Source organism: Algoriella sp., assembly GCF_036647415.1.
In the GTDB taxonomy this organism is placed as follows: Bacteria; Bacteroidota; Bacteroidia; order Flavobacteriales; family Weeksellaceae; genus Empedobacter.
On record NZ_JAVXKG010000007.1, the window covers coordinates 70265 to 92283 of the forward strand.

A 22019-nucleotide genomic window follows, 5' to 3' on the forward strand; every position below is an offset into this window, starting at 1 on the left:
TTCTGACCTAATACAAAAAGAAAAGCGAATCAAATTGATTCGCTTTTCAGAATATATTTTGTCGAAAATTATTGCTCGTTAAAATATTTGAAGAAATATGGAATAGTTTCGATTCCTTTATAGAAATTGAATAATCCAAAATGTTCGTTAGGTGAGTGGATAACATCAGAATTTAATCCGAATCCCATTAACACAGATTTTGTTCCTAATTCTTCCTCGAATAATGCTACAATCGGAATAGATCCTCCAGCTCTTTCTGCTAAAGCTTCTTTCTCAAAAGTTTCTGCTAAAGCTTTTTTAGCCGCAATAAATCCTGGATGATTTGTAGGTAAAATATAAGGTTTTCCACCGTGATGAGGTTTTACTTTAACTTCTACAGATGATGGCGCTAAAGTTGGGAAATAATCTTCAAATTGTTTTGTAACAACATCAGGATCTTGTCCAGGAACCAAACGCATCGAGATTTTTGCATACGCATGAGAAGGAATTACAGTTTTTGCACCTTCACCTAAATATCCACCCCAAATTCCGTTTACATCTAAAGTAGGACGAATAGATGCTCTTTCTATTGTAGAAAATCCTTCTTCTCCTTGAATATCAGCAATACCGATAGATTTTTTGTAAGCTTCTACATCAAAAGGAATTTTAGCTAAATCAGCTCTTTCATCTTCTGTTAAAGGAAGAATTGGCTCATAAAAACCAGGAATTGTGATATGTCCTTTTTCGTTGATTAATTTACCAATCATAGTTGCTAAAACATTGATAGGATTTGGAACAGCACCACCATAAACACCAGAGTGCATATCGCGATTTGCGCCTTTTACTTCAACTTCAACATAAGATAATCCACGTAAACCTACAGAAATAGAAGGTTGCTCGTTAGAAACCATTGAAGTATCTGAAATTAAAATGACATCATTTTTTAATTTCTCTTTATTATCTTTTACAAAATTTACTAAAGATGGAGAACCAATTTCTTCTTCACCTTCTATCATAAATTTTACGTTACAAGGCAATTCATTTGTTTTGTTTAAAGCCTCAAATGCTTTTACATGCATATACATTTGACCTTTATCATCAGCAGATCCACGTGCAAAAATTGCTCCTTCTGGGTGAATTTCTGTTTTCTTGATAACTGGTTCAAATGGTCCAGACTCCCATAATTCTAATGGATCAGCAGGCTGTACATCATAATGTCCGTAAACTAAAACTGTTGGTTTTGATGGATCGATGATTTTTTCTCCGTAGATAACAGGAAAACCTTCAGTTTCACATACTTCTACATTGTCAGCCCCAGCTTCTTTTAAGTATTTAGCAACCATTTCGGCAGCATCATTTACATCTTGAGTGTAGGCTGGATCAGCACTAATTGATGGAATTTTTAATAATTCGATTAATTCATCAAGAAAACGTTGTTTATTTTCTTGTATAAATTTTTGAGTATTGTTCATCTTTGTTTGTTATGACTAATAGGTAAATTTACGCATAAATCTTTAGTTGACTAAATCTTTTTAAGAAAAATATAATTGCAAAACCTTTGTATCTTTGCACAAAATTTAAAAGAATGATTTTATTCAATACCACTTTTATTGTGGAAGAAGCTGTACATGATGACTGGTTTTTGTGGTTAAAAGAAGAACATATAAATGATTATTTAAAATCGAGTTGTTTTTTAGGTGCGCGATTAGGAAAAATAACGTCACATTCAGAACCTGGATTTATCTCGTACTCGCTACAATTATTTTGTAATGACGAATTAACGTTAGATCAATTTAAAAATAATTTTTTGACAGAAATTCAGCAAAAATCACTTCAAAAATATGCAACAAAAGTATTGACTTTTATGAGTGAAATGGAGCATATTAGCGATTATAATTAAATAAAAAATGCAGTAGAAATCTACTGCATTTTTTATGATTTTATTTTTGAAATATTAGATTTCGAATGAACGAACTGCATCTAATGTTTTATTGATTTCGGCATCTTTTATAGCATCAGAAATAAACCACGTTTCATAGCCAGAAGGCGCAATGTAAACTTCGTTTGTTAATAAATGATGAAAGAACTTATTGAATCTTTCGTGATTACATTTTGTTGCATCAGAAAAATTATTGATTGATGTTTGTTCTGTAAAAAATACCGACATCATAGATCCTAAACGGTTGATATGATTTGGAATTCCTTTTTCAGCAAATATTTTAGAAATTTCTATATCTAAAGTTTCAGTTGCTTTATCAATACGATTGAATAATTCTCTATCATTATTAATAATATTCAAAGTTGTGATACCAGCACGCATCGCAATTGGATTTCCTGATAAAGTTCCTGCTTGATAAACAGGACCAAGAGGAGCAAGGTGATTCATAATTTCTCTGCGAGCAGCAAAAGCTCCAACAGGAAAACCACCACCAATTACTTTACCAAAAGTCACAATATCAGCATTGATGTTTAAACGTTCTTGCGAACCTCCCATCGCTTGACGGAAACCTGTCATAACTTCATCAAAAATTAATAAAGCACCGTTTTCATCACAAATTTGTCTTAATCCTTCTAAGAAACCTTTTTCAGGAACAATACATCCCATGTTTCCAGCGATTGGCTCAACAATAATAGCAGCGATTTCGTTTTTATTTTGTTCGAATAAAGTTTTCACTTCATCCAAATTATTATATTCAGCAAGTAATGTGTCTTTCGCAGTTCCTTGCGTAACTCCAGGAGAATTAGGATTACCAAAAGTTGCAGCACCAGAACCAGCTTTAATCAAAAATGAATCTGAATGACCATGATAACAACCTTCAAATTTTACAATTTTATCACGATTTGTATAACCTCTTGCCAAACGAATTGCAGACATACAGGCTTCTGTACCAGAATTTACCATACGAACCATATCGATATTTGGAACAACAGAAATAATTAATTTTGCAATTTCCGTTTCCAATTCGGTTGGTGTACCAAAAGAAAAACCATTTTTCATTTGCTCAACTGTCGCTTCCAAAACACGTGAATCTGTGTGCCCAATAATCATTGGTCCCCAAGAATTAATGTAATCTACATAAGCACGTCCATCTTCATCATAAATATAAGCACCTTCGGCTTTTTTGATAAAAATTGGTGTTCCACCAACAGATTTGAATGCACGAACAGGAGAATTTACACCTCCAGGAATATAGTCTTGCGCGTCTTTGAATAGTGCGCTACTTCTTTGATACAACATAATTTTTTTACAAATAGTTATACAAATTTACTGAATCTTCAACAAACTAAGAACTGATTTTGGTTAGATTGTTATTTTTTGAGAAGATTTATTTTCTAAATATTCAATTAAAGTTTTAATGATTTTATTTTCTTTTAAGATGGCTTGATTTCCGATCAAAAATAACTGTTCTTTTGCACGAGTCAAAGCTACATTCAGCTTTCTATCTACATTTCCTTGATCGTTCATATTTACCAAAGCGTTGAGTTGAGAATGATATGTCACCGCAAAACTATACAAAATTATATCGCGTTGACTTCCTTGATAACGCTCAACTGTATCAACCGTAATTTGCTCAAAATTTGGAACATTTGCTAATTCTAATTTTTGCTTTATCAATGCAATTTGATTACGAAAAGGCGCAATAATTCCGATTGTTTTTTTAGAATCAAAAGGCTTGTTGTTTAATTGATAAAGTGACATAATTTCTTTTACAAAATTTACAATCAAATCTGCTTCTTGAACATTAGTTTGAGGCAAATAAGGATTTTCTTCTACATTAACAAAACCAAAACGATGTGTAGAAATATAATGCTGAATTTGATTATTTTCATCACTGTTTTCAAAATATAAATCCGCACGTTGACGATTTAATTCTTGCTTTATTTCATCATTCAAATTCGGAATATCGTACGCCACATTTAATTTTCCATCATAAAAATGTTGATTCGGAAAATCTGCAATTTCAGCATGCATACGACCTTGATAGGTTAATTGATCGAAAGCATTTTCGAGTTTATTTCGGTCACAAAATTCGTACAATCGTTCAAAAATTGAATTTTTACGGTTTAATAAACCAATATTTTCTAACAATTCATTGTTTGTCTTTGCTAATTCCGGATTTTGAAGAACAATTGCTGGCAATTGTTTGTGGTCGCCAATCATAATGAAACGCTCTGCTTTAGGCAAAATTCCAACAATTTGTGGTTCTAAAATCTGAGATGCTTCATCAATAATAATCGTATCAAATTTCTTTAATTTTAGAATATCATTTTTACTGGAAATTGATGCAACTGTCGAAACAAAAATGCGTTGATTTTTTATAATATCTTGAATCGTTTTTCGTGAAAATCGTTCTCCTTTTTCGCTTAATTCTATATCTTTTTGTTCAATAATTTTATTTAGTAAATTTTGATGAAATTCATTAGAAGTTGACAATTCGTTCCCAATTCTGATGAATTTTTGCTCAATTTGGTCAGAAATTGCAGAGTTTACAGCTTCACACAATTCATCAACAGCACGATTTGTATACGCTAAAAGTAGAATATTACAATCCTGTTTTTCATAAATTTCTTTGACTAATTCTTTGATAATAATTGACGTTTTTCCCGTTCCTGGAGGTCCATTTAACAAAAAATAATCTTTTGCTGAAAGTGCTTTTTTCAGAATTCGATTTTGTTCATCAGATAAATTTTCATTAAAATAAGTATAATCCAACTCATTTTCTGGATTACGTTGCGTCAAAATCAAATCTTTTTTCGCCTTAGAAGAATGTATTAATCCATACAAATTTCTGTACATCGAAATAAAAGAAGAATCCATAAAATCACGCTCTAACGCCCATTTTCCTGAATTGTCAAACGATTCGAAAAAGTGAGTATTTGGTTGCTGATAACGAAATCTCAATACAATATATTCGCGAGAAATACTCTTTATTGTGCATTTAAAAACCTGATTGGTTAGCACCGAATCGGTAAAATTATTTCTTGGATATAAAAGACAAATATCTCCTTCGCGAATTGATATAAAATCATTTGCAGAATTGGTTCTTTTTAATTTTATTTCACGTTTTGGATCAGAAATATAATTTTCTACGATTTCTAAATCATAAATAATCTCGAAATTGGTGTTTTTTTCTTCAAAAGAATTTAACCACAAACTTGCTAAACCATTATTGTTTGTAGATTGTCCCAAACCAAGTTTCGCCATATATTGCTCTTTCGCTATAAAATTGGTAAAAGAGTGGAAGTAAGCCTTCTCTAACGGCGAACTATTTTTTATTGGATAAATAAATTTATCTAATTGCTCTTCTAATAATTCTTTGAATCTTGGATTGATTTTTTTCTGAATAAAATTAGCTGGTTTAATTGAATAAATTGTTGATTCAATATCTGTTAATGAATGATTTGCTAAACGATTTTCATTAATAATAATTCTATTTCGTAAATCTAAAATGCGTTGAACACGATTCAAAGTAGGAACGTCAAAACGTAAATTTCCTTGATAAACTTTTGAATAAAAAATAAAACCTTCGGTATTTTTGGTAACATCTTTAAATTCTAAATCATACAAAACGCCAATAATTTGGTAATACAAAAATAACTGCGTTGCATGATTTGGTTTCACACTTTTACCATCATCTGGAAATGGTGCACCACCAGATTTTAACTCAATAATTTTATTTTTTCCGTCAGAATTTAAGTCTAAAAAATCTAAACGTCCCTGAATTCCGTATTGTTCACATAAAAATGAAGGTTCTATTAATGCACGATCTAACGAAATATCATATTTCTTAAAATCCTCAACAATAACTTTTTGTATACGGTCAAAATGACCTTTTGCTTCCGCATAATAATCTTTCAAATCCTGTGGATTCGCCAAATCTCGACAAGCTGTATATTCTAACGGATAATTTTTGAAATCTTTTTTGAAAATATCATCAAAATTAGTTTTTTCTATATTTTCTGTAGAAAAATGATCGACAACCGAATTAGCAAAATTTCCTAAACGTATGTGTTTGGAATTTGGTGCTTCTTCAAATTTTTTCTGAATATAATGTAATTCTGTCGTTCCATAATCCTGAAAACATTCGGCAATTGCCGAAATATCAACCAAATAATCAGGTTCTAAAATGATAAATCGTGGATGATAAATTCCCTCATCATCAATGGTAGAATTGACCAAATTAAGTTGCGCGCCAATCCAAAAATCCTGAGTAGATTTGAAATTCTCGTTCACACCATCTTCATCAATTTGTACTGTAATATATTCGTCAGTTTCGTTGTCTTCGTGATCGCAAATCAGACAATCTCGTTTAATTTCAATAATCTGAACGCGCAATTTTTTAATTCGATTTCGAGAAATTATTTTATTGGTATAAAATTCTTTTTCAGGAAAATAATAAATGATTTCTGCTGGAATTAAAACATCATAAATTGACGAAATAAATTCGATAACATATTTATAATGTGTATAATATTCGTGTTCTGTCGGTTCGTATTTTTCGCTCAAAATTCGTTGAGCAGTTTTACGAAAAGAATGAATTTTTGTCGAAACTTTGTATTGATTAGCAATGAAAGACAACTTCGAGAAAAAGTTAGAAAATTGTAATGCTTCATTTTTCGTAATTTCAAATGCAATCGTTTCTACCAGACGCTTTAAATCAAGATATTTTGACGTTATTGGTTTATTAGAAAGTTGTATTTGTAATGCTTCATTAAGGTAATTATTTCCTAATTCTTCAGATTTCACGGCGATTAAATTTGTGCAAAATTAATCAATTTATGTTTTAATCCCACGTTTTCCAATCTTCACTTGTAAACGACCATTCTGGCGTATTAATTTTTCCTTCTTGAACTTTATACCAAGGATTATTTTTATCAGTCAATGGATTATTAAGAATTTGTAGTTCTTGTGCTGGCATATAGCTTTGCGCAAGCAAAACAATTTTATCTCCATTTTTATTTTTAGCCAAATCGACCACAATTACAGCATGTCCAAAAGGATTTCCTTTTTGAATTAGAATATCACCAATTGTAATATTTTTGTAATTAACTGAATTTAATTGCTCTTTTAGCGAAGCTGTATTTGCATAACTAAAGACATATTCTAAATATTTCCAATAATTTTCTTTTGAAAAATCATTTTTAGCAAAATCTAAAAAATAACGAGGTTTTCCATCGGATAGAAAGTTAAAAGAGATTTCATCATAACGTTTTTGTTGGTAGAGATAATCAGCTCTCAAACGCATTGTAGCATCTGCACATTGGTGTAAATCTTTGTTCCCAATTGGCAAATCAATTACCGCGTTATATACATTATTTATTGGTTTTTCTTTTCTATTATAATATTGCACAAGTGTTCCGAATTCTTTCAATTGGAGATTTTGTAGAAAATATCCAAATTCTTTTTGATTATAATTTTCTCTTTTAAAACCTTTTGGAACGGAGAATCTATCTATAATAATATTTTCTTTTTCGTTGATAAAACTTTCTTTTTCAACAATTTTTGGAATAGAATTTTGATTATTTTCTAAACGAGTTGATTTTCCATCTTTACAACTAAAGATGAAAAATGGTATTATGAAGTAGATGTATTTTTTCAAGTTATTTAATTTTTAAAGATGAAATAATCACAACAAAACCATCAGGATCTTTTATGGAAATTCCATTCGTATTCCAATACGGATTTTTAGAAATAATGATTTCTATTTGGTTAATTTCCAAACGCTCAATAATTGCATCATACTCATATTGTGATTCTGGATAAAAAACCAAACAATCGTCTTCATCAAATTGATGATTTACTTCTTCATGTGTTGTTGTAAATTCTAAATGCCAATCTTTATACGGTTTTCCGATAAAAATTCCATCGTAATTAGAATGATTTTTGAAATCTCCAAGAATTTCTAAACCAATTATTTTAGTGTAAAACTCAGAAATTTCTTCTATTTTATTTGTATGTCGCGCTACCCTAAATTGCATAAAATTCACTATTATTATTGATTGAAAATTAGTATATTTTATTGAATTTTATAGAAATATTTAATCATGTTCAAACAAAATCGATATACAAAACTTTTTATCTGTTCGCTCTGTGTTTTTATTATAGGGATATTCTCGACCGGATATGGCTATAATTTAGATTATAACAAAAACGATTATGGTATATATTTTTTACTTGTAGGATTTCTTTTCATCATCATAGGATTTATAGTCGGTGTATTTAGTTTAATAAAAGGATTTGTAAAAATATATCGAAAATAAATACTTTAATTTTACTCATATAGTTTATATAAAAATTGATTTAGATGAAAAAAATAGTATTCTTTTTCGTACTCGTAACATTTTCTGTGATGACTTCTTTTGCTCAGAAAAATGATAAAGTTAAAAGTGAAGAAATCAAAACAATCAAAACAAATTTTAGTCGAATTAATTCAATTAAAAATTGGACAAAAATAAAAGAAGTTGAAACTGATGATTCAACCGAAGGTGGTTTTATAAATTATTATTTTTTGAACGATAAATTAGAAAAAATTGTGGTTCGAAAGTTTGGAGAATCTGGACAATATTTGGCTGAATATTATCTGCAAAATAATAAAATTTCGTTCTTATTTGAGAAAGATATGACGTACAATGTTCCGTTTTATAGGAAAGAATTTGACTATGATAAGTCTGAAATAGAGGAGAATCGTTATTATTTTGTAAAGAATGAGTTGGTTAATTTGAAAAGTAATTTAGATTGTGGCGCTCCTTTTGCAAATTATTATTTGGAAGAAGAACAAAAACGTGTGATGAAAGATTTTAATGATTTATTGAAAAATAGTAAATTGGCAAAATAGGTTTATTTGTAATTCTAACTATAATATAAAATAGGCTGTCTCAAAAATAGAAAACTGTCATCCTGAGCTTGTCGAAGGATTTGTTTAAACATAACAAAAACGAAAAGATAATTTGAGAGAACCTATTTTAATTTTTAATACACTTCTTCTTTTGTGAAAAAGACGGTATCATTATCTTTTTTAAACTTTAATTCGTAATAACAAATTGTATATTCGTCGGACTTTCCGTAAGTTTCGAGAATAAAATTATCCTTAAAGCGATAATTCCGATTGGTTTTATTTTTGGCATTAGAGCCTAATTCTTCTTTTAGATTTAATGACTTTGGAGAAACAGTAAACCGAGAATCAGACTCGATACGTTTTATAATTGTATTGACATCAAAAGTATCCATTATCAAAACTGTTTTTTGCTTCATATTTTTTATTCCAGAAATATCATTTGAAACAATTCTTATTGGATTTTTGAATCCAATTCCTGCTTGATGTAAGTCATTTTTTAAATTATCGTTAGAATACATTTGGCTTCTGTATCCATATTTTACCATTGGAACTACAATAATTAAAAACATAATCAAGCTAATAATCATTGCAGCTTTGTTGTAACCAGCCATTTTCAGTCCATAATAAATAAATGGAATTAAGATTAATAATACAATTCCGAAAATTACAACAGCTATTAAACCTGATTCCATTAGTTATTTATCATTGTTAAAAATTCATCTTCTGTGAGTACAATTACAGTTCCTATTTCTTCTGCTTTTTTTAGTTTGCTACCGGCTTTATCTCCAGCAATCAAATAATTAAGATTTTTAGAAACTGCCGAAATATTTTTCCCGCCGTGGTCTTCAACCATTTTTTGTGCATCAGTACGATTAAATTTTGTCAAAGTTCCTGTAAACAAAAAAGTTTTACCTTCTAATGAATCTGACAAAGGTTTTGCCTCTTCGCCAATTTCAAAATTAAGACCATAATCGCGCAAACGGTTAATCAAAATTTGATGTTGTTCTTCTTTGAAATATTCTTTGATAGAAATCGCAATTTTTTCTCCAACATCAGTCACAGAAACCAATTCTTCCATCGTTGCATTTATCAATCGGTCAATAGTTTGAAAATGTTTGACTAATTTCTTCGCAACCGTTTCGCCAACGTGACGAATTCCAATTGCATACAATACTTTTTCGAAAGGTTGTTCCTTTGATTTCTCGACAGAATTAATAATATTTTGAGCTGATTTTTCTGCCATTCTATCCAACGGTAAAATATCCTCTTTTTGTAGCGTATAAAAATCTGCAATATTGTTCAATAATCCAGCTTTATGTAGAAGAACAGCAGTTTCGCCGCCAATACTGTCAATATCCATTGCTTTTCGCGAAACAAAATGCTCTAATTTCCCAATGATTTGCGGTTCGCAACCATTTTCATTTGGACAATAATGATGTGCTTCACCTTCTTTACGTATCAATTCTGTACCACAAGACGGACAGTTTTTTATAAACTCAATTTCTTTGGTTTCGGGTTGACGAACATCTGTATTAACACCGACAATTTTCGGAATAATTTCGCCTCCTTTTTCCACATAAACCATGTCTCCAATTCGAATATCCAATTTTTTGATAATATCTTCATTGTGTACAGAAGCACGTTTTACAACCGTACCAGCCAATGAAACAGGCGCAAGATTTGCAACAGGCGTAATTGCTCCAGTGCGTCCAACTTGATAATCAATACTCAATAATTCGGTTTCGGCAGCTTCGGCTTTAAATTTATATGCCATTGCCCAACGAGGCGATTTTGCCGTATATCCTAATTCATCTTGTTGCGAAAAAGAATTTACTTTAATTACAATTCCATCTGTTTCGTAAGGTAAGTTTTTGCGCTCGATATCCCAATGATTTACAAAAGTTAAAACTTCGTCTAAAGAGGTACACAATTTTGATGTATTCGGAATCTTAAAACCTAATTCGTCAGCAGCTTGTAGCATTTCCCATTGCGTTGTATAAGGTAAATTGTTTCCGATAAAATAATACGGAAAACATTGTAAACCACGTTTTGCAACTTCAGAATTATCTTGTAATTTCAATGAGCCTGAAGCTGTATTTCTTGGATTTGCATACAATTCTAAACCGTTATTTGCACGTTCTTCGTTAATAGAAGCAAATTTATCTAATGGAATTGTGATTTCGCCGCGCATATAAAATCGTTCGGGATAATTGCCTTTCAATTTTAATGGAACTGATTGTATTGTTCTGATATTATTGGTAATTTCATCGCCCTGCGTTCCGTCTCCACGCGTTACAGCCTGCGTTAATTCACCATTTTCGTACAAAATAGAAATTGAAGCGCCGTCATATTTCAATTCGCAAACAAATTCTACATTTTCACCTAAAGCTTTTTCAATACGTTTTTCCCAATCTTGCAAATCTTCTACCGAATATGAATTGTCCAAAGAATACATTCTGAATTCGTGCGCAATTGTCGGGAAATTTTTTGTAACCATTCCTCCAACACGCTGAGTAGGAGAGTTGACATCGAAAAAAATAGGATTTTCATCTTCTAATCGTTTCAATTCTTTCAATTTCAAATCAAATTCGAAATCAGAAATCGTCGGATTATCTAAAACGTAATAATTGTAATTATGTTGAGTAAGCTCTTCGCGAAGAGCCAAAATTTTATCTTGAATTTCCATTTGTAAAATGTTACCGAACAAAGATAAAAACTTGTATCAAATGGAGCAATTTTTAAAATAATTTGAATTGATTTATATTTAGGAATATTTATTGTAGAAATTAATTTAAAAAATACTTAACCATGAATAATTTATTAGAAGTACTCGACACAAAATCAAAAGGATTTGAAAACACAGTTTCTATCGTAACTACTGGAGCAGCAGCAGGAATAGCTATTTCTAAAGCAATTGATAAAAATCAAAAAATTGGTGCAATTGTAGGAGTTGGAGTAGGCTTAATTGTTTATGCAATGTTTAGTCCACAATCTAAACTAAAGAAAGAAAACCAAAAATTGGAGAAACAAATTCAAAAAATAGAATCTAAAATTGAAAAATAATTATCTTTTAACAGCAAGTATTATATCATATTTAATTAGTTTAGGTATACCTGTGCATTTTGAGTTTGATAAATATATTTCTGTAATAGGACTTGTTTATCTTAGCTTAGGATGGGTTACATTTCCACATCTTGACTTTTTTTGTTGGTTAGGGAATTTTACTTTAATATTTAGTTGGGTTTTTTATAAATTTAAAATAGGAATAATTCTAAGTTTTATCACACCAATTTTAATGATTATTTATGCAATTAATTTTTTATTTGAATTAGATATTTTAGATGCTCAACAATATTACTATCCTTTATTTGGTTATTGGTTTTGGCTGTTATCGTCCATTTTATTAATTATATCAACTATTATTAATTATAAAACCAAAAAGTCTAACCTATAAGTTAGACTTTTTGGTTTTTATGAATATGATAATTTACTCTCGATTAGTTTTAGATGATTATTAATTATTTGCTAATTATTTAATAAATAATTAAAATTATATTTAAATCTATTACTTTTCTCGTTATTTCGACTTCTGAAATCTTTTAAAACAGTAAAAATTATCTGTTTTTTCTTTACTTTTACGAATATCATATTATCTACTCGAATGTTATTAGATAAATCATAATATTTTACATGAATAATTATCATTTTTATTATGTAAAATTAAGTGTATTTCTTAATAATATTAATCTCTATTAAATAAGTAGAGAATTATTTTGTCATTAAATGTTGAATTTATAGATTTGTCAAAAAAATAAACTCTATAAAAACAGTAGAGAAGCTATTTGTATTTAAAATGAATCAACTCAAACAAAAATTAAATCAAGTTATTGAATTTGAAAGGTTAGAAGAAAAACTCAAATTTCTGAATGATGAAATAGATGAAAAAATTGTTTTTTCGACAAGTTTTGGATTTGAAGATCAAGTAATTTCTCATGCAATTTTAAGTCAAAAATTAAAAAATATTGAAGTTTTTACCCTTGATACTGGTCGTGTTTTTAATGAAACATATACAACTTGGTACAAGACAGAATTAAAATATCAAACCAAAATAAAACCATTTTATCCTCCGACAACAGAATTAGAAAGTTTTATAGAAGAAAATGGAATTAACCCGTTTTATGATTCTGTAGAATTACGTAAACAATGTTGTTCTATCAGAAAAGTAATTCCATTGAATCGTGCTTTAGATGGGACTTCTGTTTGGATTACAGGTTTGCGAGCGGAACAATCTAACAATCGTCATGATATGCAAGGAATTGAATTTGATGAGGATAAACAATTGTACAAGTTTAATCCTTTGATCGATTTTACAACAGAAGATTGTTTTCATTATCTGAAAGAAAATCGTGTACCTTATAATCCTTTGCATGACCAAGGTTTTATAAGTATTGGTTGTGCACCGTGTACACGTGCGATAAAAGAAGGCGAAGATTTTCGTGCCGGACGTTGGTGGTGGGAAAATGGAAATAAAGAATGTGGTTTACACGTAAAATAAGAACAGAATTTATGTCAACTCAAAATAATTATTTAAAACAATTAGAAAACGAAGCAATTTATATTTTAAGGGAAACAGCTGCACAATTTGAGCGTCCAGCATTATTGTTTTCTGGCGGTAAAGATTCTATTGTTTTAGCACATTTAGCATTAAAAGCATTTCGTCCAGGAAAACTTCCTTTTCCTTTGGTACATATTGATACCGGACATAATTTTCCTGAAGCAATAAAATTCAGAGATTATTTTGTAAATAAAATTGACGAAAAATTAATTGTTGCATCGGTAGAAAAAGCAATTACAAAATATAATTTAAAAGAAACTGGCGGACGATTTCCTTCGAGAAATGCTTTGCAAACGTATGCTTTGTTAGATGTTATAGAAGAACATCAATTTGATGCATGTATTGGTGGAGCGCGTCGCGATGAGGAAAAAGCACGTGCAAAAGAACGTATTTTTTCGGTTCGAGATGATTTTGGTCAATGGGATCCAAAATTACAACGTCCAGAATTATGGAATATCTTGAATGGACGTATCGATAAAGGTCATAATGTTCGCGTTTTTCCTTTGAGTAATTGGACAGAACTTGATGTTTGGAATTATATTAAACAAGAAAATATAGAACTTCCTTCTTTGTATTTTTCTCATAATCGAGAATGTATTCAGTATAATGATAGATTAGTTGCAACATCACAATTTATTCAACCACAAGATGGTGAAAATTTTGGAACAGAAACGGTGCGTTATCGTACAGTAGGTGATATGACCTGTACTGCGGCTGTAGCGTCTACGGCTTCTACAATTGATGATATTATCGAAGAAATTATTGCAACGCGTGTTTCAGAACGTGGACAAACTCGTTTAGACGATCAGGTTTCGGAAGCTGCAATGGAAGACCGTAAAAAACAAGGATATTTTTAATTGAGTTTTAAGTCTTAAGTATTGTCATTCTGAGTTGTCGAAGAATTTTTAAATAAAATAAATTCAGAATCATTTAAGACTATAAACATTTAAAACAAATAAGATATTCATCAAGTAAGTTAATAGAAAATGTATAAAATAGATAGTAGTAATTTTAAAAAGTATAATGTCATTCTGAGTTTGTCGAAGAATTTTAAAAAACTATATCTATCATAAAAATTTATCTTAAGACTTATAACTTATAACTTAAAAAAATGGATACATTAAAATTTATAACAGCAGGAAATGTAGATGATGGTAAAAGTACCTTAATAGGGCGTTTGCTTTATGATTCTAATTCTATACATACAGATCAATTAGGTGTTTTAGAAAAACAGTCTAAAAATATTTCAAAAAATAGTAATATTGATTTAGCACTTGTAACAGACGGACTTCGTGCCGAACGTGAGCAAGGAATTACAATAGATGTTGCCTATAAATATTTTGCTACAGAAAAACGAAAATTTATCATTGCAGATGCGCCAGGACATGAGCAATATACGCGAAATATGGTAACTGGAGTTTCTAATTCTGATTTGATTATTATTCTGATTGATGCCAGAAATGGTGTTACAACACAAACAAAACGTCACGCAAGCATTGGTTCTTTAATGTGCTTGAAAAAAGCGATTGTTGCAATTAATAAAATGGATATTATTGATTATTCGGAAGAAGTTTTTAATCAAATAAAAAATGATTTTGAAGCTTTGTTACCAGAATTAAATTACAATGAAGTTCATTTTGTACCAATTTCGGCTTTAGCTGGAGATAATATTGTATCGAAATCTGAAAATACATCTTGGTATAAAGGTCAAAATATTTTAGAATTATTAGAAACAATTGAAATTGAAACACAAGAAAATTTACCAGCTCGTTTTCAAGTTCAATATGTAATTCGTCCGCAAGAAGAATCTTTACATGATTATCGTGGATATGCAGGTTTGGTGCTAAGTGGAAAATATAAAGTTGGAGATGAAATAACTGTTTTACCAGCTAATATTACAACAAAAATTTTACGTTTAGAACGAAATTTGACTGATGTAGAAGAAGTTATTGCGGGAGATAATGTTGTAATTCATTTAGAAAATGATGTTGATATTTCTCGTGGAGATAGTTTTATTCTTGCAAATGATGAGGTGAAACAAAACAATAAAATAACTTCTTGGGTTTGTTGGTTAGATTCTCAAAATCTTCAATTAGGAAAACCATATATTTTGCAACATCGTTTCAAATCTGTTCGTGTTAAAATTAAAGCAATTAATCAGCGTTGGGATGTTAATAATTGGGAATTTATAACAACGGATCAAATTGGCTTAAACGATATTGCACAAATAGAAATTCAATCAAATCAACCATTAATTTATGATGTTTTTACAGAAAACAATAAAACAGGAAATGCAATTTTGGTTGACGAAACAACGCATAATACGGTTGGTGCTTTAATGATTTTATAATCAAAAATAAATTCTATGAATAGCCCTGAATTTGATTCTATATCCGAAAAAAAAGAATCTGATAAAAGTACAACATCGCAAACAAATAAAGAGAAAAAACCAGTAAATAAATACAAAAGGCTAGCAACTTGGATTAGTACAATTTTTTTATCTGTATTTTTTGGTTATACGTTGGCTTCATTTTATTCGTATAACGAACTAAGCACATTTGTTGCTCATATTCCAAATGAGTTTTACATTATGTTGGCTGTTGGTTTTTTTGCGCAAATGGTAGATGGAGCATTAGGATTAGGTTATGGAATGACTTCTGCTGCAGCTATGATGTCTATGGGAATTAAACTGCCTGCAATTTCTGGTAGTATACACACAGCAGAAATGTTTTCTAGCGCAATAAGCGGCTATTCTCATTACAAATTCGGAAATGTAAACAAAAAAATGCTTATTTGGCTTGCTGTTCCAGGTGTTGTAGGTGCTGTTTTAGGCTCTTTATTTGTGATTTATATTGGCGAAGAATATGAGCAATATGCTTATCCATTTGTTGCGTTATATTTAATGATTATTGCATTCAGATTAATTTCTTTGGCATTCAAAAATAAAGTTATTCGCAAAAAAATAAAACGAATTAGTTTACTTGGATTTTCGGGTGGATTTTTAGACGCCTTTGGAGGAGGAGGTTGGGGACCAATTGTTACATCAACTTTATTAACAAAGGGACGTCATTCTAAATATGTTATCGGTACAGTTTCTCTTGCAGAATTTTTTGTCACTTTTGCTGCCACAATGACTTTTTTTACAAGTATGGGCGTGCAATATTGGTATATTGTTTTGGGATTAATAGTAGGAGGAATGATTGCCGCTCCGTTTGCTGCGAAATTGGCAGGTAAATTACCTCAAAAACTCGCTTATATTTTGGTAGCCTTATTGGTTATCATTTCAAGTATAAGAATTATTATAAAAATGATTTAAAATTCACATAATATATACTCAATAAAAACTCAACTTCATCAAGTTGAGTTTTTTATTTCCAAAACATTTCCGTTCTTTACAATATGAAAATTGAACAAATCATTGATGAGGTTTATGTTATTTCTGATAATTCTAAACAATTATTAATGAGTAATATAAAAGAAGTTTCTTTACCTAAAGGTTTAAATATCTTAAACTCAGATAAAATAGAACGAAAAGTATATTTTATTAAAAAAGGAATTGTACGTGCCTATACAATTTTTGATGGTGATGAGGTTACATTTTGGTTTGGTCAAGAAGGTAATTCTATTCTTTCGATGCGAAGTTATATCGAAAAAAAAGCAAGTTATGAAACAATAGAATTGTTAGAAGACTGCGTTCTTTATGAAATAAAAATGAATGACTTGATTGGTTTATATGAGACTAATCTTGAATTGGCAAATTGGGGAAGAAAATTAGCAGAAAACGAATTAATAGAAACAGAAGAACGATTTATTTCGAGTCAATTAGGAACCGCAATTCAACGCTATAAGAAACTTTTGGTTGAAAATCCAAGTTTGATTAATCGTGTTCAATTAGGTTATATTGCATCATATTTAGGAATTAGTCAAGTAACATTAAGTAGAATTAGAGCAGAAATTTAATTGGTTTATTTTTTAACAAATGTTAAAAAATAAATCGTTTTTCAATCTAATATTTGCATAAAATTATACAAAATGAATTGGATTTTATTAATATTAGGTGGATTGTTCGAAATTGGATTTACATCATCTTTAGGAAAAGCAAAAGAAACGACAGGTACAGAAATGTATTTATGGTACGGTGGATTTGTTCTTTGTTTATTTGCTAGTATGGGATTATTGATAAAAGCAACACAAACTTTACCATTAGGAACAGCTTATGCAGTTTGGACGGGAATTGGAGCGGTTGGTACAGTTTTAATCGGAATTTTTGTCTTTAAAGAGCCTGCAAATTTTTGGAGAATTTTCTTCATTTTTACTTTAATTAGTTCAATTGTAGGATTAAAATTCGTGTCAAATTAATCACTCAATTTTTAGTTAAAAGTTGTTATATTCTAATTATTTGAGATGTATGACAAGATGTCTTTTTGAAGATTAAATTAGTTGAAATGGTACCATTTTTGCTTTAACATCTAAAATTATAATTATGAGCGATAATAGAGATTACACTTTTGAAGATATACACGATAGTTCTCACAATGAGGAAGATTTTTATGCAAAATTTAAAGAAAGATTAAAGGATGTACAGAAATTTCCAGCTGAATATGTTTTTAAATTTATTTATCCTTCAAGTGAGGAAACAATGAATAAAATAAAAGATGTTTTTTTAGATCAAACTGTAGATTATTCGTATAAAGCTTCTGCTAATAGAAAGTATACATCAATTTCTGCAAAAATATTTATTGATGAAGCAGATGTTGTAATTAATTATTACAAAGATGTAGCAAAAATAGAAGGTGTAATTATGTTATAAAAAAAGGTTGCAATTGCAACCTTTTTTTATGTAGAGTAGGGGATTACAGTAATTTCGAAAAATCTTTTGTTTCTACTAAATCTTTAAAAAACTTATTTGTGAATTCTGCTACTTTATGATGAACTTTATTTCCACTAGAAACACGATGAACTCCTAATTGATTTATCGTTTCATAAGAGTTTAATTTTGGTGTAATAAAAATATTTAGCGGTAAACCAATTTCATTTATTACATTTTCAATATCGGATTTTTCTTCAATCAACGGAACAAAAATTCCATCAGCTCCAGCTTCTTTATATATTTTTCCTCTTTTTATTGTTTCTTCTAACTCATTTTCAATTTTAGTTGTATAAGTGTCAATTCGTGCATTTATAAAAATATCTTTTCCTTTATTGTTTAAATAATTTTTGATCGATTTAATTTTATTTGCTAAAATATTTTCATCAGCTAATTTCCTTTTTTCACCACTGACATCTCCATCTTCTAAATTAATTCCGACAACACCAATGTCAACTAATTTTTCTATATAAGTATTCAAGATATTCAAATCTTCTGTAAATCCATTTTCTATATCGGCAGAAACGTGTATGTTAATAGATTTTGAAATTCTATCGATGACAAAAAGCATTTCGTCAAACGATATATTTTGACCATCTTCATAACCCAACATATTTGCAATTGCATGACTTGAAGTTCCGACAGCTAAAAATTCTGAATCTTCCGCAGCTTTACTACTTATCACATCCCACACATTTACAATAATTAATGGTTTGTTAGTGTAGTGTAATTCTCTAAATTTTTGTACAGACATAATTTATTTTTTTGTGTTAATAATGTAAAGCAATAATCATTCTTTTTCCTCTGAGAATACGTTATAATTTCTTTGTCTTGATTATTTCTTAAATAACGTAATTATAGTTGATTTTAAACGTTTGTAAGTGTTTGTAAATACTTGTTGTCGTTTATTGTATTTTAATACAGTTATTTATGTTTGTATGAAATCATTTTAAAACGTTTAAATATGGAATGACATTACAATAAATAAGAATGAGCTATATAAATAATTTTGATATTGTATAAGTTTTAATCTAAAATTATTTTCTATTTAAATCAATACTTTAAATAGAAAATATAGACTTTACCAATACAAACAGTTCATAAAAAAGGAGCAATACTGCTCCCTTTATTATAGAATTTATTATGATATAATTTATTTTAGTAAGTATAATTGTGCACAAACTCTTGCATCGGATAATGCTTCGTGGTGGTTAAGTTGTAAGTTAAATTTACGTGCACAATCAGAAAGTTTTGTTGGAACAATTCCTTTTGTTTTAAAAATTTTATAAGTACATTCCCACTTCTCGGAAATATTTAATTGGTTATAATTTAAACCATAAAACTCCATTGTTTTCTTTAGAACAGAACGATCAAAAGATTCATTATGAGCAACAATTAGTTGATTTTGCAAACGTTGCTTTATCTCAAAATAAACATCTTCAAATGTAGGAGAAGAAAGTGTATCTTCTGGACGAATACCATGAACTTGAATATTATGATAATTATATTGATTGAGTGGAGGCTGAATTAATGTGTAAAATTCATCTGTAATTATGTTATCTGTAACAGTTACAATTCCGACTGCACATGCAGAATTCCGATAATTATTTGCAGTTTCAAAATCGATGGCTACAAAGTTATTCATCACAAGTTATTTTAGAATTAATAAAATTAATTATTTGATCTTTTTCTAAAGGAGAAAACCAATTAACATCTTGGTCTTTTTTGAACCAAGTCATTTGTCGTTTGGCAAATCTTCTGGTGTTTTTCTTAATTTCCTCAGTTGCAAAGTTTAAATCAATTTTGTCTTCAAAAAAATCAAATAATTCTCTGTAACCAACAGTTTGTAGAGCATTTAATTCTTTTAATGTAAACAATGATTTTGCTTCGTCAAGTAAACCTTCATTCATCATGATATCAACACGTTGATTAATTCGGTCATACATTTCTTGTCGAGGAAGTTCTAGTCCAATCTTAATTATGTTAAATGGACGCTTATTTAGATCTTGATTTCTGAATTTAGAGAAAGGTTGTCCAGATCCGCGGTAAATTTCTAAGGCTCTAATTACACGTTGTTTATTGTAAATATCAACTTCTTCGTAATAAATAGGATCAACTTGTTTTAATTCGAGTTGTAATTTTTCAATTCCATCAGTTTCTAATTCCTGATTAAGTTGTTCTCTAAAAATAGGATCAATTTCTGGGAAAATATCAAAACCAGTTGTAATTGCTTTTTCGTACAAACCAGAACCACCAACCATTATACAAAGATTATTATTCTGAAAATATTCATCTAAAAATGCTAAACCATCACGTTCAAAATCTCCAACGGAATATTTTTCATGAATCGAAATATTTTGTATAAAATGATGTTTCGCTTCTGCTAATTCTGAAGTAGAAGGAACTGCAGTACCAATTGTCATTTCTTTGTAAAACTGTCGACTATCACAAGACATAATGTCTGTAGAATAGTGTTGTGCCAATTTTATTGCAAGTCCAGTTTTACCAATAGCCGTTGGACCAACTATGCTAATTAAGGTTTTATTGTTTGAAAAATGTTGCATTTTAGTATCGTTGTTCGGGCAATAGTTTGATTTGCGTGCAAGATACTTCTATATTTTAGGAACAAAAAATTTGAAAAATGAAGGAGAATTAAAAAGCTTCTATTCCAAAAGAATAGAAGCTGAAAAATATTTAGTTAATTTATTTTAATCATTAAAATGGTATAAGAAAACAACATCTGCAGTATAAGCAGGTTTTGGATTGTCTTTAATCTCAAAAGTTGCTTCGATGATTACCTTTGCTATTCCTCTAAGATTTGTAATAGATTTTAACTTTGCTTTTAATCTAACATCACTATCAACCAAAACAGGTTGTCCAAATCTTAAATTTTCTATTCCGTAATTGATTAACATTTTGATATTTCTAACCTCTGCAATTTGATCCCATAAATGAGGAATCATAGAAAGTGTTAAATATCCATGCGCAATTGTATTCTTAAATGGACCCTCTTTTTTTGCTTTTTCTGGATCTGTATGTATCCATTGATGATCTATTGTTGCATCTGCAAAACGATTGATTTGTTCTTGCGTAATTGTATGCCAATCCGAAACACCAATTTCTTTTCCTTCAAATGCTTTGTATTCTTCAAAGTTGTTAATAATTACCATTTTCTGGTTGTTTTATTTTTAGTATAGTTATTAATTTCTAAAACTAATAAAATCTTTGGATATATGCAGGGTTTATTGTTATTTTTCTACAAGATTTATTGATTAAATACAAAATAGTCCGAATTCTACTCGAAATCGGACTGATTTTTTAAAATATATGGTTATTTTTAATCTATAATTTTTGCATCTTCAATATTGTCATACGCTTTTTGGTTAGCTTCCCAAGTAAGGTATTTTGCAATTTCTTTATTAAAATATTTCATTCCAAATAACAATATTCCAAAATCATCTACCAAACCAAAAGGACCAAATAAGGCTTCTGGAATAATATCAATTGGCGATATTATATACAAAGTAGCTAGAAAACCTATGACTAGATTAGTCGTTTCGGGTTTATAATTTCCTTTTTTATAATCAGCCAACATTCTGAAAAATGCTTTTACTTTATCCAAAAAAGATTTGTCTTTTTGTGCTTCCATTGCTGCTGCACCTGCGACTTTAAAAAACTTTGATTTTTTCATTTTACTAATTATGTTATTTTAACGTATTAT

General features: G+C 29.5%; 23 protein-coding genes. 11 read left to right on the forward strand and 12 right to left on the reverse strand.

The window, feature by feature from the left end:
• Window positions 1-68 precede the first annotated feature (68 nt).
• Window positions 69-1451, reverse strand: coding sequence for a dipeptidase (locus RSC72_RS04715; RefSeq protein ID WP_332566077.1), 1383 nt, complete (start codon window positions 1449-1451; stop codon window positions 69-71).
• A 113-nt stretch (window positions 1452-1564) separates the two neighbouring features.
• Here RSC72_RS04715 and RSC72_RS04720 point away from each other — a divergent pair, with 113 nt between their 5' ends.
• Window positions 1565-1879, forward strand: a complete 315-nt coding sequence (locus RSC72_RS04720; protein WP_332566076.1) for a DUF4286 family protein — start codon at window positions 1565-1567, stop codon at window positions 1877-1879.
• A 54-nt stretch (window positions 1880-1933) separates the two neighbouring features.
• Here RSC72_RS04720 and hemL read toward each other — a convergent pair whose 3' ends face one another.
• The 4 genes from hemL to RSC72_RS04740 form a co-directional block, all read right to left on the reverse strand.
• Complete coding sequence (gene hemL, locus RSC72_RS04725) at window positions 1934-3217, reverse strand: glutamate-1-semialdehyde 2,1-aminomutase (protein WP_332544953.1); 1284 nt, start codon at window positions 3215-3217, stop codon at window positions 1934-1936.
• 63 nt (window positions 3218-3280) lie between these two features.
• A complete protein-coding gene (locus tag RSC72_RS04730) occupies window positions 3281-6727 on the reverse strand; it encodes an ATP-dependent helicase (protein ID WP_332566075.1) in 3447 nt (1148 codons plus the stop codon).
• A 37-nt stretch (window positions 6728-6764) separates the two neighbouring features.
• Window positions 6765-7580, reverse strand: coding sequence for a DUF4846 domain-containing protein (locus tag RSC72_RS04735; protein WP_332546482.1), 816 nt, complete (start codon window positions 7578-7580; stop codon window positions 6765-6767).
• Window position 7581: 1 nt separating this feature from the next.
• Window positions 7582-7959, reverse strand: a complete 378-nt coding sequence (locus RSC72_RS04740) for a VOC family protein (RefSeq protein ID WP_332546483.1) — start codon at window positions 7957-7959, stop codon at window positions 7582-7584.
• A 326-nt stretch (window positions 7960-8285) separates the two neighbouring features.
• Here RSC72_RS04740 and RSC72_RS04745 point away from each other — a divergent pair, with 326 nt between their 5' ends.
• A complete protein-coding gene (locus RSC72_RS04745) occupies window positions 8286-8816 on the forward strand; it encodes a hypothetical protein (protein WP_332546484.1) in 531 nt (176 codons plus the stop codon).
• Window positions 8817-8950: 134 nt separating this feature from the next.
• On the opposite strand, the gene RSC72_RS04750 is transcribed toward RSC72_RS04745, so the two are convergent.
• Together RSC72_RS04750 and ligA are read right to left on the reverse strand one after the other, a co-directional pair.
• A complete protein-coding gene (locus RSC72_RS04750; RefSeq protein WP_332546485.1) occupies window positions 8951-9508 on the reverse strand; it encodes a hypothetical protein in 558 nt (185 codons plus the stop codon).
• Window positions 9508-11502 carry an NAD-dependent DNA ligase LigA gene (gene ligA, locus RSC72_RS04755; protein ID WP_332546486.1) on the reverse strand — a complete coding sequence of 665 codons (1995 nt, stop codon included), beginning with the start codon at window positions 11500-11502 and terminating at the stop codon, window positions 9508-9510. The genes RSC72_RS04750 and ligA overlap by 1 nt, the downstream gene beginning before the upstream one ends.
• A gap of 122 nt (window positions 11503-11624) precedes the next feature.
• Between ligA and RSC72_RS04760 the strand changes: the two genes are divergently transcribed.
• The 9 genes from RSC72_RS04760 (at window position 11625) to RSC72_RS04800 (ending at window position 18241) form a co-directional block, all read left to right on the forward strand.
• Window positions 11625-11879, forward strand: coding sequence for a hypothetical protein (locus RSC72_RS04760; protein WP_332546487.1), 255 nt, complete (start codon window positions 11625-11627; stop codon window positions 11877-11879).
• A complete protein-coding gene (locus RSC72_RS04765) occupies window positions 11869-12270 on the forward strand; it encodes a hypothetical protein (protein ID WP_332546488.1) in 402 nt (133 codons plus the stop codon). The genes RSC72_RS04760 and RSC72_RS04765 overlap by 11 nt, the downstream gene beginning before the upstream one ends.
• Window positions 12271-12669: 399 nt before the next feature.
• Window positions 12670-13371, forward strand: coding sequence for a phosphoadenylyl-sulfate reductase (locus RSC72_RS04770; protein ID WP_332546932.1), 702 nt, complete (start codon window positions 12670-12672; stop codon window positions 13369-13371).
• An 11-nt stretch (window positions 13372-13382) separates the two neighbouring features.
• Window positions 13383-14288, forward strand: coding sequence for a sulfate adenylyltransferase subunit CysD (cysD, locus tag RSC72_RS04775; protein WP_332546931.1), 906 nt, complete (start codon window positions 13383-13385; stop codon window positions 14286-14288).
• A gap of 254 nt (window positions 14289-14542) precedes the next feature.
• Window positions 14543-15781 (forward strand): sulfate adenylyltransferase subunit 1, encoded by a 1239-nt coding sequence (locus tag RSC72_RS04780; protein ID WP_332578426.1) that lies wholly within the window; start codon window positions 14543-14545, stop codon window positions 15779-15781.
• A 15-nt stretch (window positions 15782-15796) separates the two neighbouring features.
• Window positions 15797-16747 (forward strand): sulfite exporter TauE/SafE family protein, encoded by a 951-nt coding sequence (locus RSC72_RS04785; protein ID WP_332546927.1) that lies wholly within the window; start codon window positions 15797-15799, stop codon window positions 16745-16747.
• An 83-nt stretch (window positions 16748-16830) separates the two neighbouring features.
• Window positions 16831-17391, forward strand: coding sequence for a Crp/Fnr family transcriptional regulator (locus tag RSC72_RS04790; protein WP_332546925.1), 561 nt, complete (start codon window positions 16831-16833; stop codon window positions 17389-17391).
• A 72-nt stretch (window positions 17392-17463) separates the two neighbouring features.
• Window positions 17464-17790 carry a DMT family transporter gene (locus RSC72_RS04795; RefSeq protein ID WP_332566074.1) on the forward strand — a complete coding sequence of 109 codons (327 nt, stop codon included), beginning with the start codon at window positions 17464-17466 and terminating at the stop codon, window positions 17788-17790.
• A 124-nt stretch (window positions 17791-17914) separates the two neighbouring features.
• The gene (locus RSC72_RS04800; protein ID WP_332566073.1) at window positions 17915-18241 is read left to right on the forward strand and encodes a DUF493 family protein; all 327 of its coding nucleotides are present in this window, start codon (window positions 17915-17917) and stop codon (window positions 18239-18241) included.
• A gap of 43 nt (window positions 18242-18284) precedes the next feature.
• On the opposite strand, the gene RSC72_RS04805 is transcribed toward RSC72_RS04800, so the two are convergent.
• The 5 genes from RSC72_RS04805 to RSC72_RS04825 all read right to left on the reverse strand — a co-directional run bounded on the left by RSC72_RS04805 (window position 18285) and on the right by RSC72_RS04825 (window position 21989).
• Window positions 18285-19052 (reverse strand): isocitrate lyase/PEP mutase family protein, encoded by a 768-nt coding sequence (locus RSC72_RS04805; protein ID WP_332566072.1) that lies wholly within the window; start codon window positions 19050-19052, stop codon window positions 18285-18287.
• Window positions 19053-19451: 399 nt separating this feature from the next.
• The gene (locus RSC72_RS04810; protein WP_332566368.1) at window positions 19452-19943 is read right to left on the reverse strand and encodes a 3'-5' exonuclease; all 492 of its coding nucleotides are present in this window, start codon (window positions 19941-19943) and stop codon (window positions 19452-19454) included.
• Window positions 19936-20862, reverse strand: coding sequence for a tRNA (adenosine(37)-N6)-dimethylallyltransferase MiaA (gene miaA / locus RSC72_RS04815; RefSeq protein WP_332546406.1), 927 nt, complete (start codon window positions 20860-20862; stop codon window positions 19936-19938). The genes RSC72_RS04810 and miaA overlap by 8 nt, the downstream gene beginning before the upstream one ends.
• 144 nt (window positions 20863-21006) lie before the next feature.
• On the reverse strand, window positions 21007-21468 hold the full coding sequence (locus tag RSC72_RS04820) for a MaoC family dehydratase (RefSeq protein WP_332546407.1): 462 nt from the start codon (window positions 21466-21468) through the stop codon (window positions 21007-21009).
• 167 nt (window positions 21469-21635) lie between these two features.
• On the reverse strand, window positions 21636-21989 hold the full coding sequence (locus RSC72_RS04825) for a YkvA family protein (RefSeq protein ID WP_332546409.1): 354 nt from the start codon (window positions 21987-21989) through the stop codon (window positions 21636-21638).
• Between the last annotated feature and the right edge of the window lie 30 nt (window positions 21990-22019).

Excerpts from the sequence above, each read along its gene's own strand:
- RSC72_RS04715 (WP_332566077.1), bottom strand. The coding sequence starts at position 1,451 with ATGAACAATACTCAAAAATTTATACAAGAAAATAAACAACGTTTTCTT.
- RSC72_RS04800 (WP_332566073.1), top strand. The coding sequence starts at position 17,915 with ATGAGCGATAATAGAGATTACACTTTTGAAGATATACACGATAGTTCT.
- miaA (WP_332546406.1), bottom strand. The coding sequence starts at position 20,862 with ATGCAACATTTTTCAAACAATAAAACCTTAATTAGCATAGTTGGTCCA.
- RSC72_RS04820 (WP_332546407.1), bottom strand. The coding sequence starts at position 21,468 with ATGGTAATTATTAACAACTTTGAAGAATACAAAGCATTTGAAGGAAAA.
- RSC72_RS04740 (WP_332546483.1), bottom strand. The coding sequence starts at position 7,959 with ATGCAATTTAGGGTAGCGCGACATACAAATAAAATAGAAGAAATTTCT.
- RSC72_RS04785 (WP_332546927.1), top strand. The coding sequence starts at position 15,797 with ATGAATAGCCCTGAATTTGATTCTATATCCGAAAAAAAAGAATCTGAT.
- RSC72_RS04750 (WP_332546485.1), bottom strand. The coding sequence starts at position 9,508 with ATGGAATCAGGTTTAATAGCTGTTGTAATTTTCGGAATTGTATTATTA.
- RSC72_RS04780 (WP_332578426.1), top strand. The coding sequence starts at position 14,543 with ATGGATACATTAAAATTTATAACAGCAGGAAATGTAGATGATGGTAAA.
- RSC72_RS04825 (WP_332546409.1), bottom strand. The coding sequence starts at position 21,989 with ATGAAAAAATCAAAGTTTTTTAAAGTCGCAGGTGCAGCAGCAATGGAA.
- RSC72_RS04795 (WP_332566074.1), top strand. The coding sequence starts at position 17,464 with ATGAATTGGATTTTATTAATATTAGGTGGATTGTTCGAAATTGGATTT.
- ligA (WP_332546486.1), bottom strand. The coding sequence starts at position 11,502 with ATGGAAATTCAAGATAAAATTTTGGCTCTTCGCGAAGAGCTTACTCAA.
- RSC72_RS04720 (WP_332566076.1), top strand. The coding sequence starts at position 1,565 with ATGATTTTATTCAATACCACTTTTATTGTGGAAGAAGCTGTACATGAT.
- hemL (WP_332544953.1), bottom strand. The coding sequence starts at position 3,217 with ATGTTGTATCAAAGAAGTAGCGCACTATTCAAAGACGCGCAAGACTAT.
- RSC72_RS04810 (WP_332566368.1), bottom strand. The coding sequence starts at position 19,943 with ATGAATAACTTTGTAGCCATCGATTTTGAAACTGCAAATAATTATCGG.
- RSC72_RS04770 (WP_332546932.1), top strand. The coding sequence starts at position 12,670 with ATGAATCAACTCAAACAAAAATTAAATCAAGTTATTGAATTTGAAAGG.
- RSC72_RS04790 (WP_332546925.1), top strand. The coding sequence starts at position 16,831 with ATGAAAATTGAACAAATCATTGATGAGGTTTATGTTATTTCTGATAAT.
- RSC72_RS04805 (WP_332566072.1), bottom strand. The coding sequence starts at position 19,052 with ATGTCTGTACAAAAATTTAGAGAATTACACTACACTAACAAACCATTA.
- cysD (WP_332546931.1), top strand. The coding sequence starts at position 13,383 with ATGTCAACTCAAAATAATTATTTAAAACAATTAGAAAACGAAGCAATT.
- RSC72_RS04760 (WP_332546487.1), top strand. The coding sequence starts at position 11,625 with ATGAATAATTTATTAGAAGTACTCGACACAAAATCAAAAGGATTTGAA.
- RSC72_RS04745 (WP_332546484.1), top strand. The coding sequence starts at position 8,286 with ATGAAAAAAATAGTATTCTTTTTCGTACTCGTAACATTTTCTGTGATG.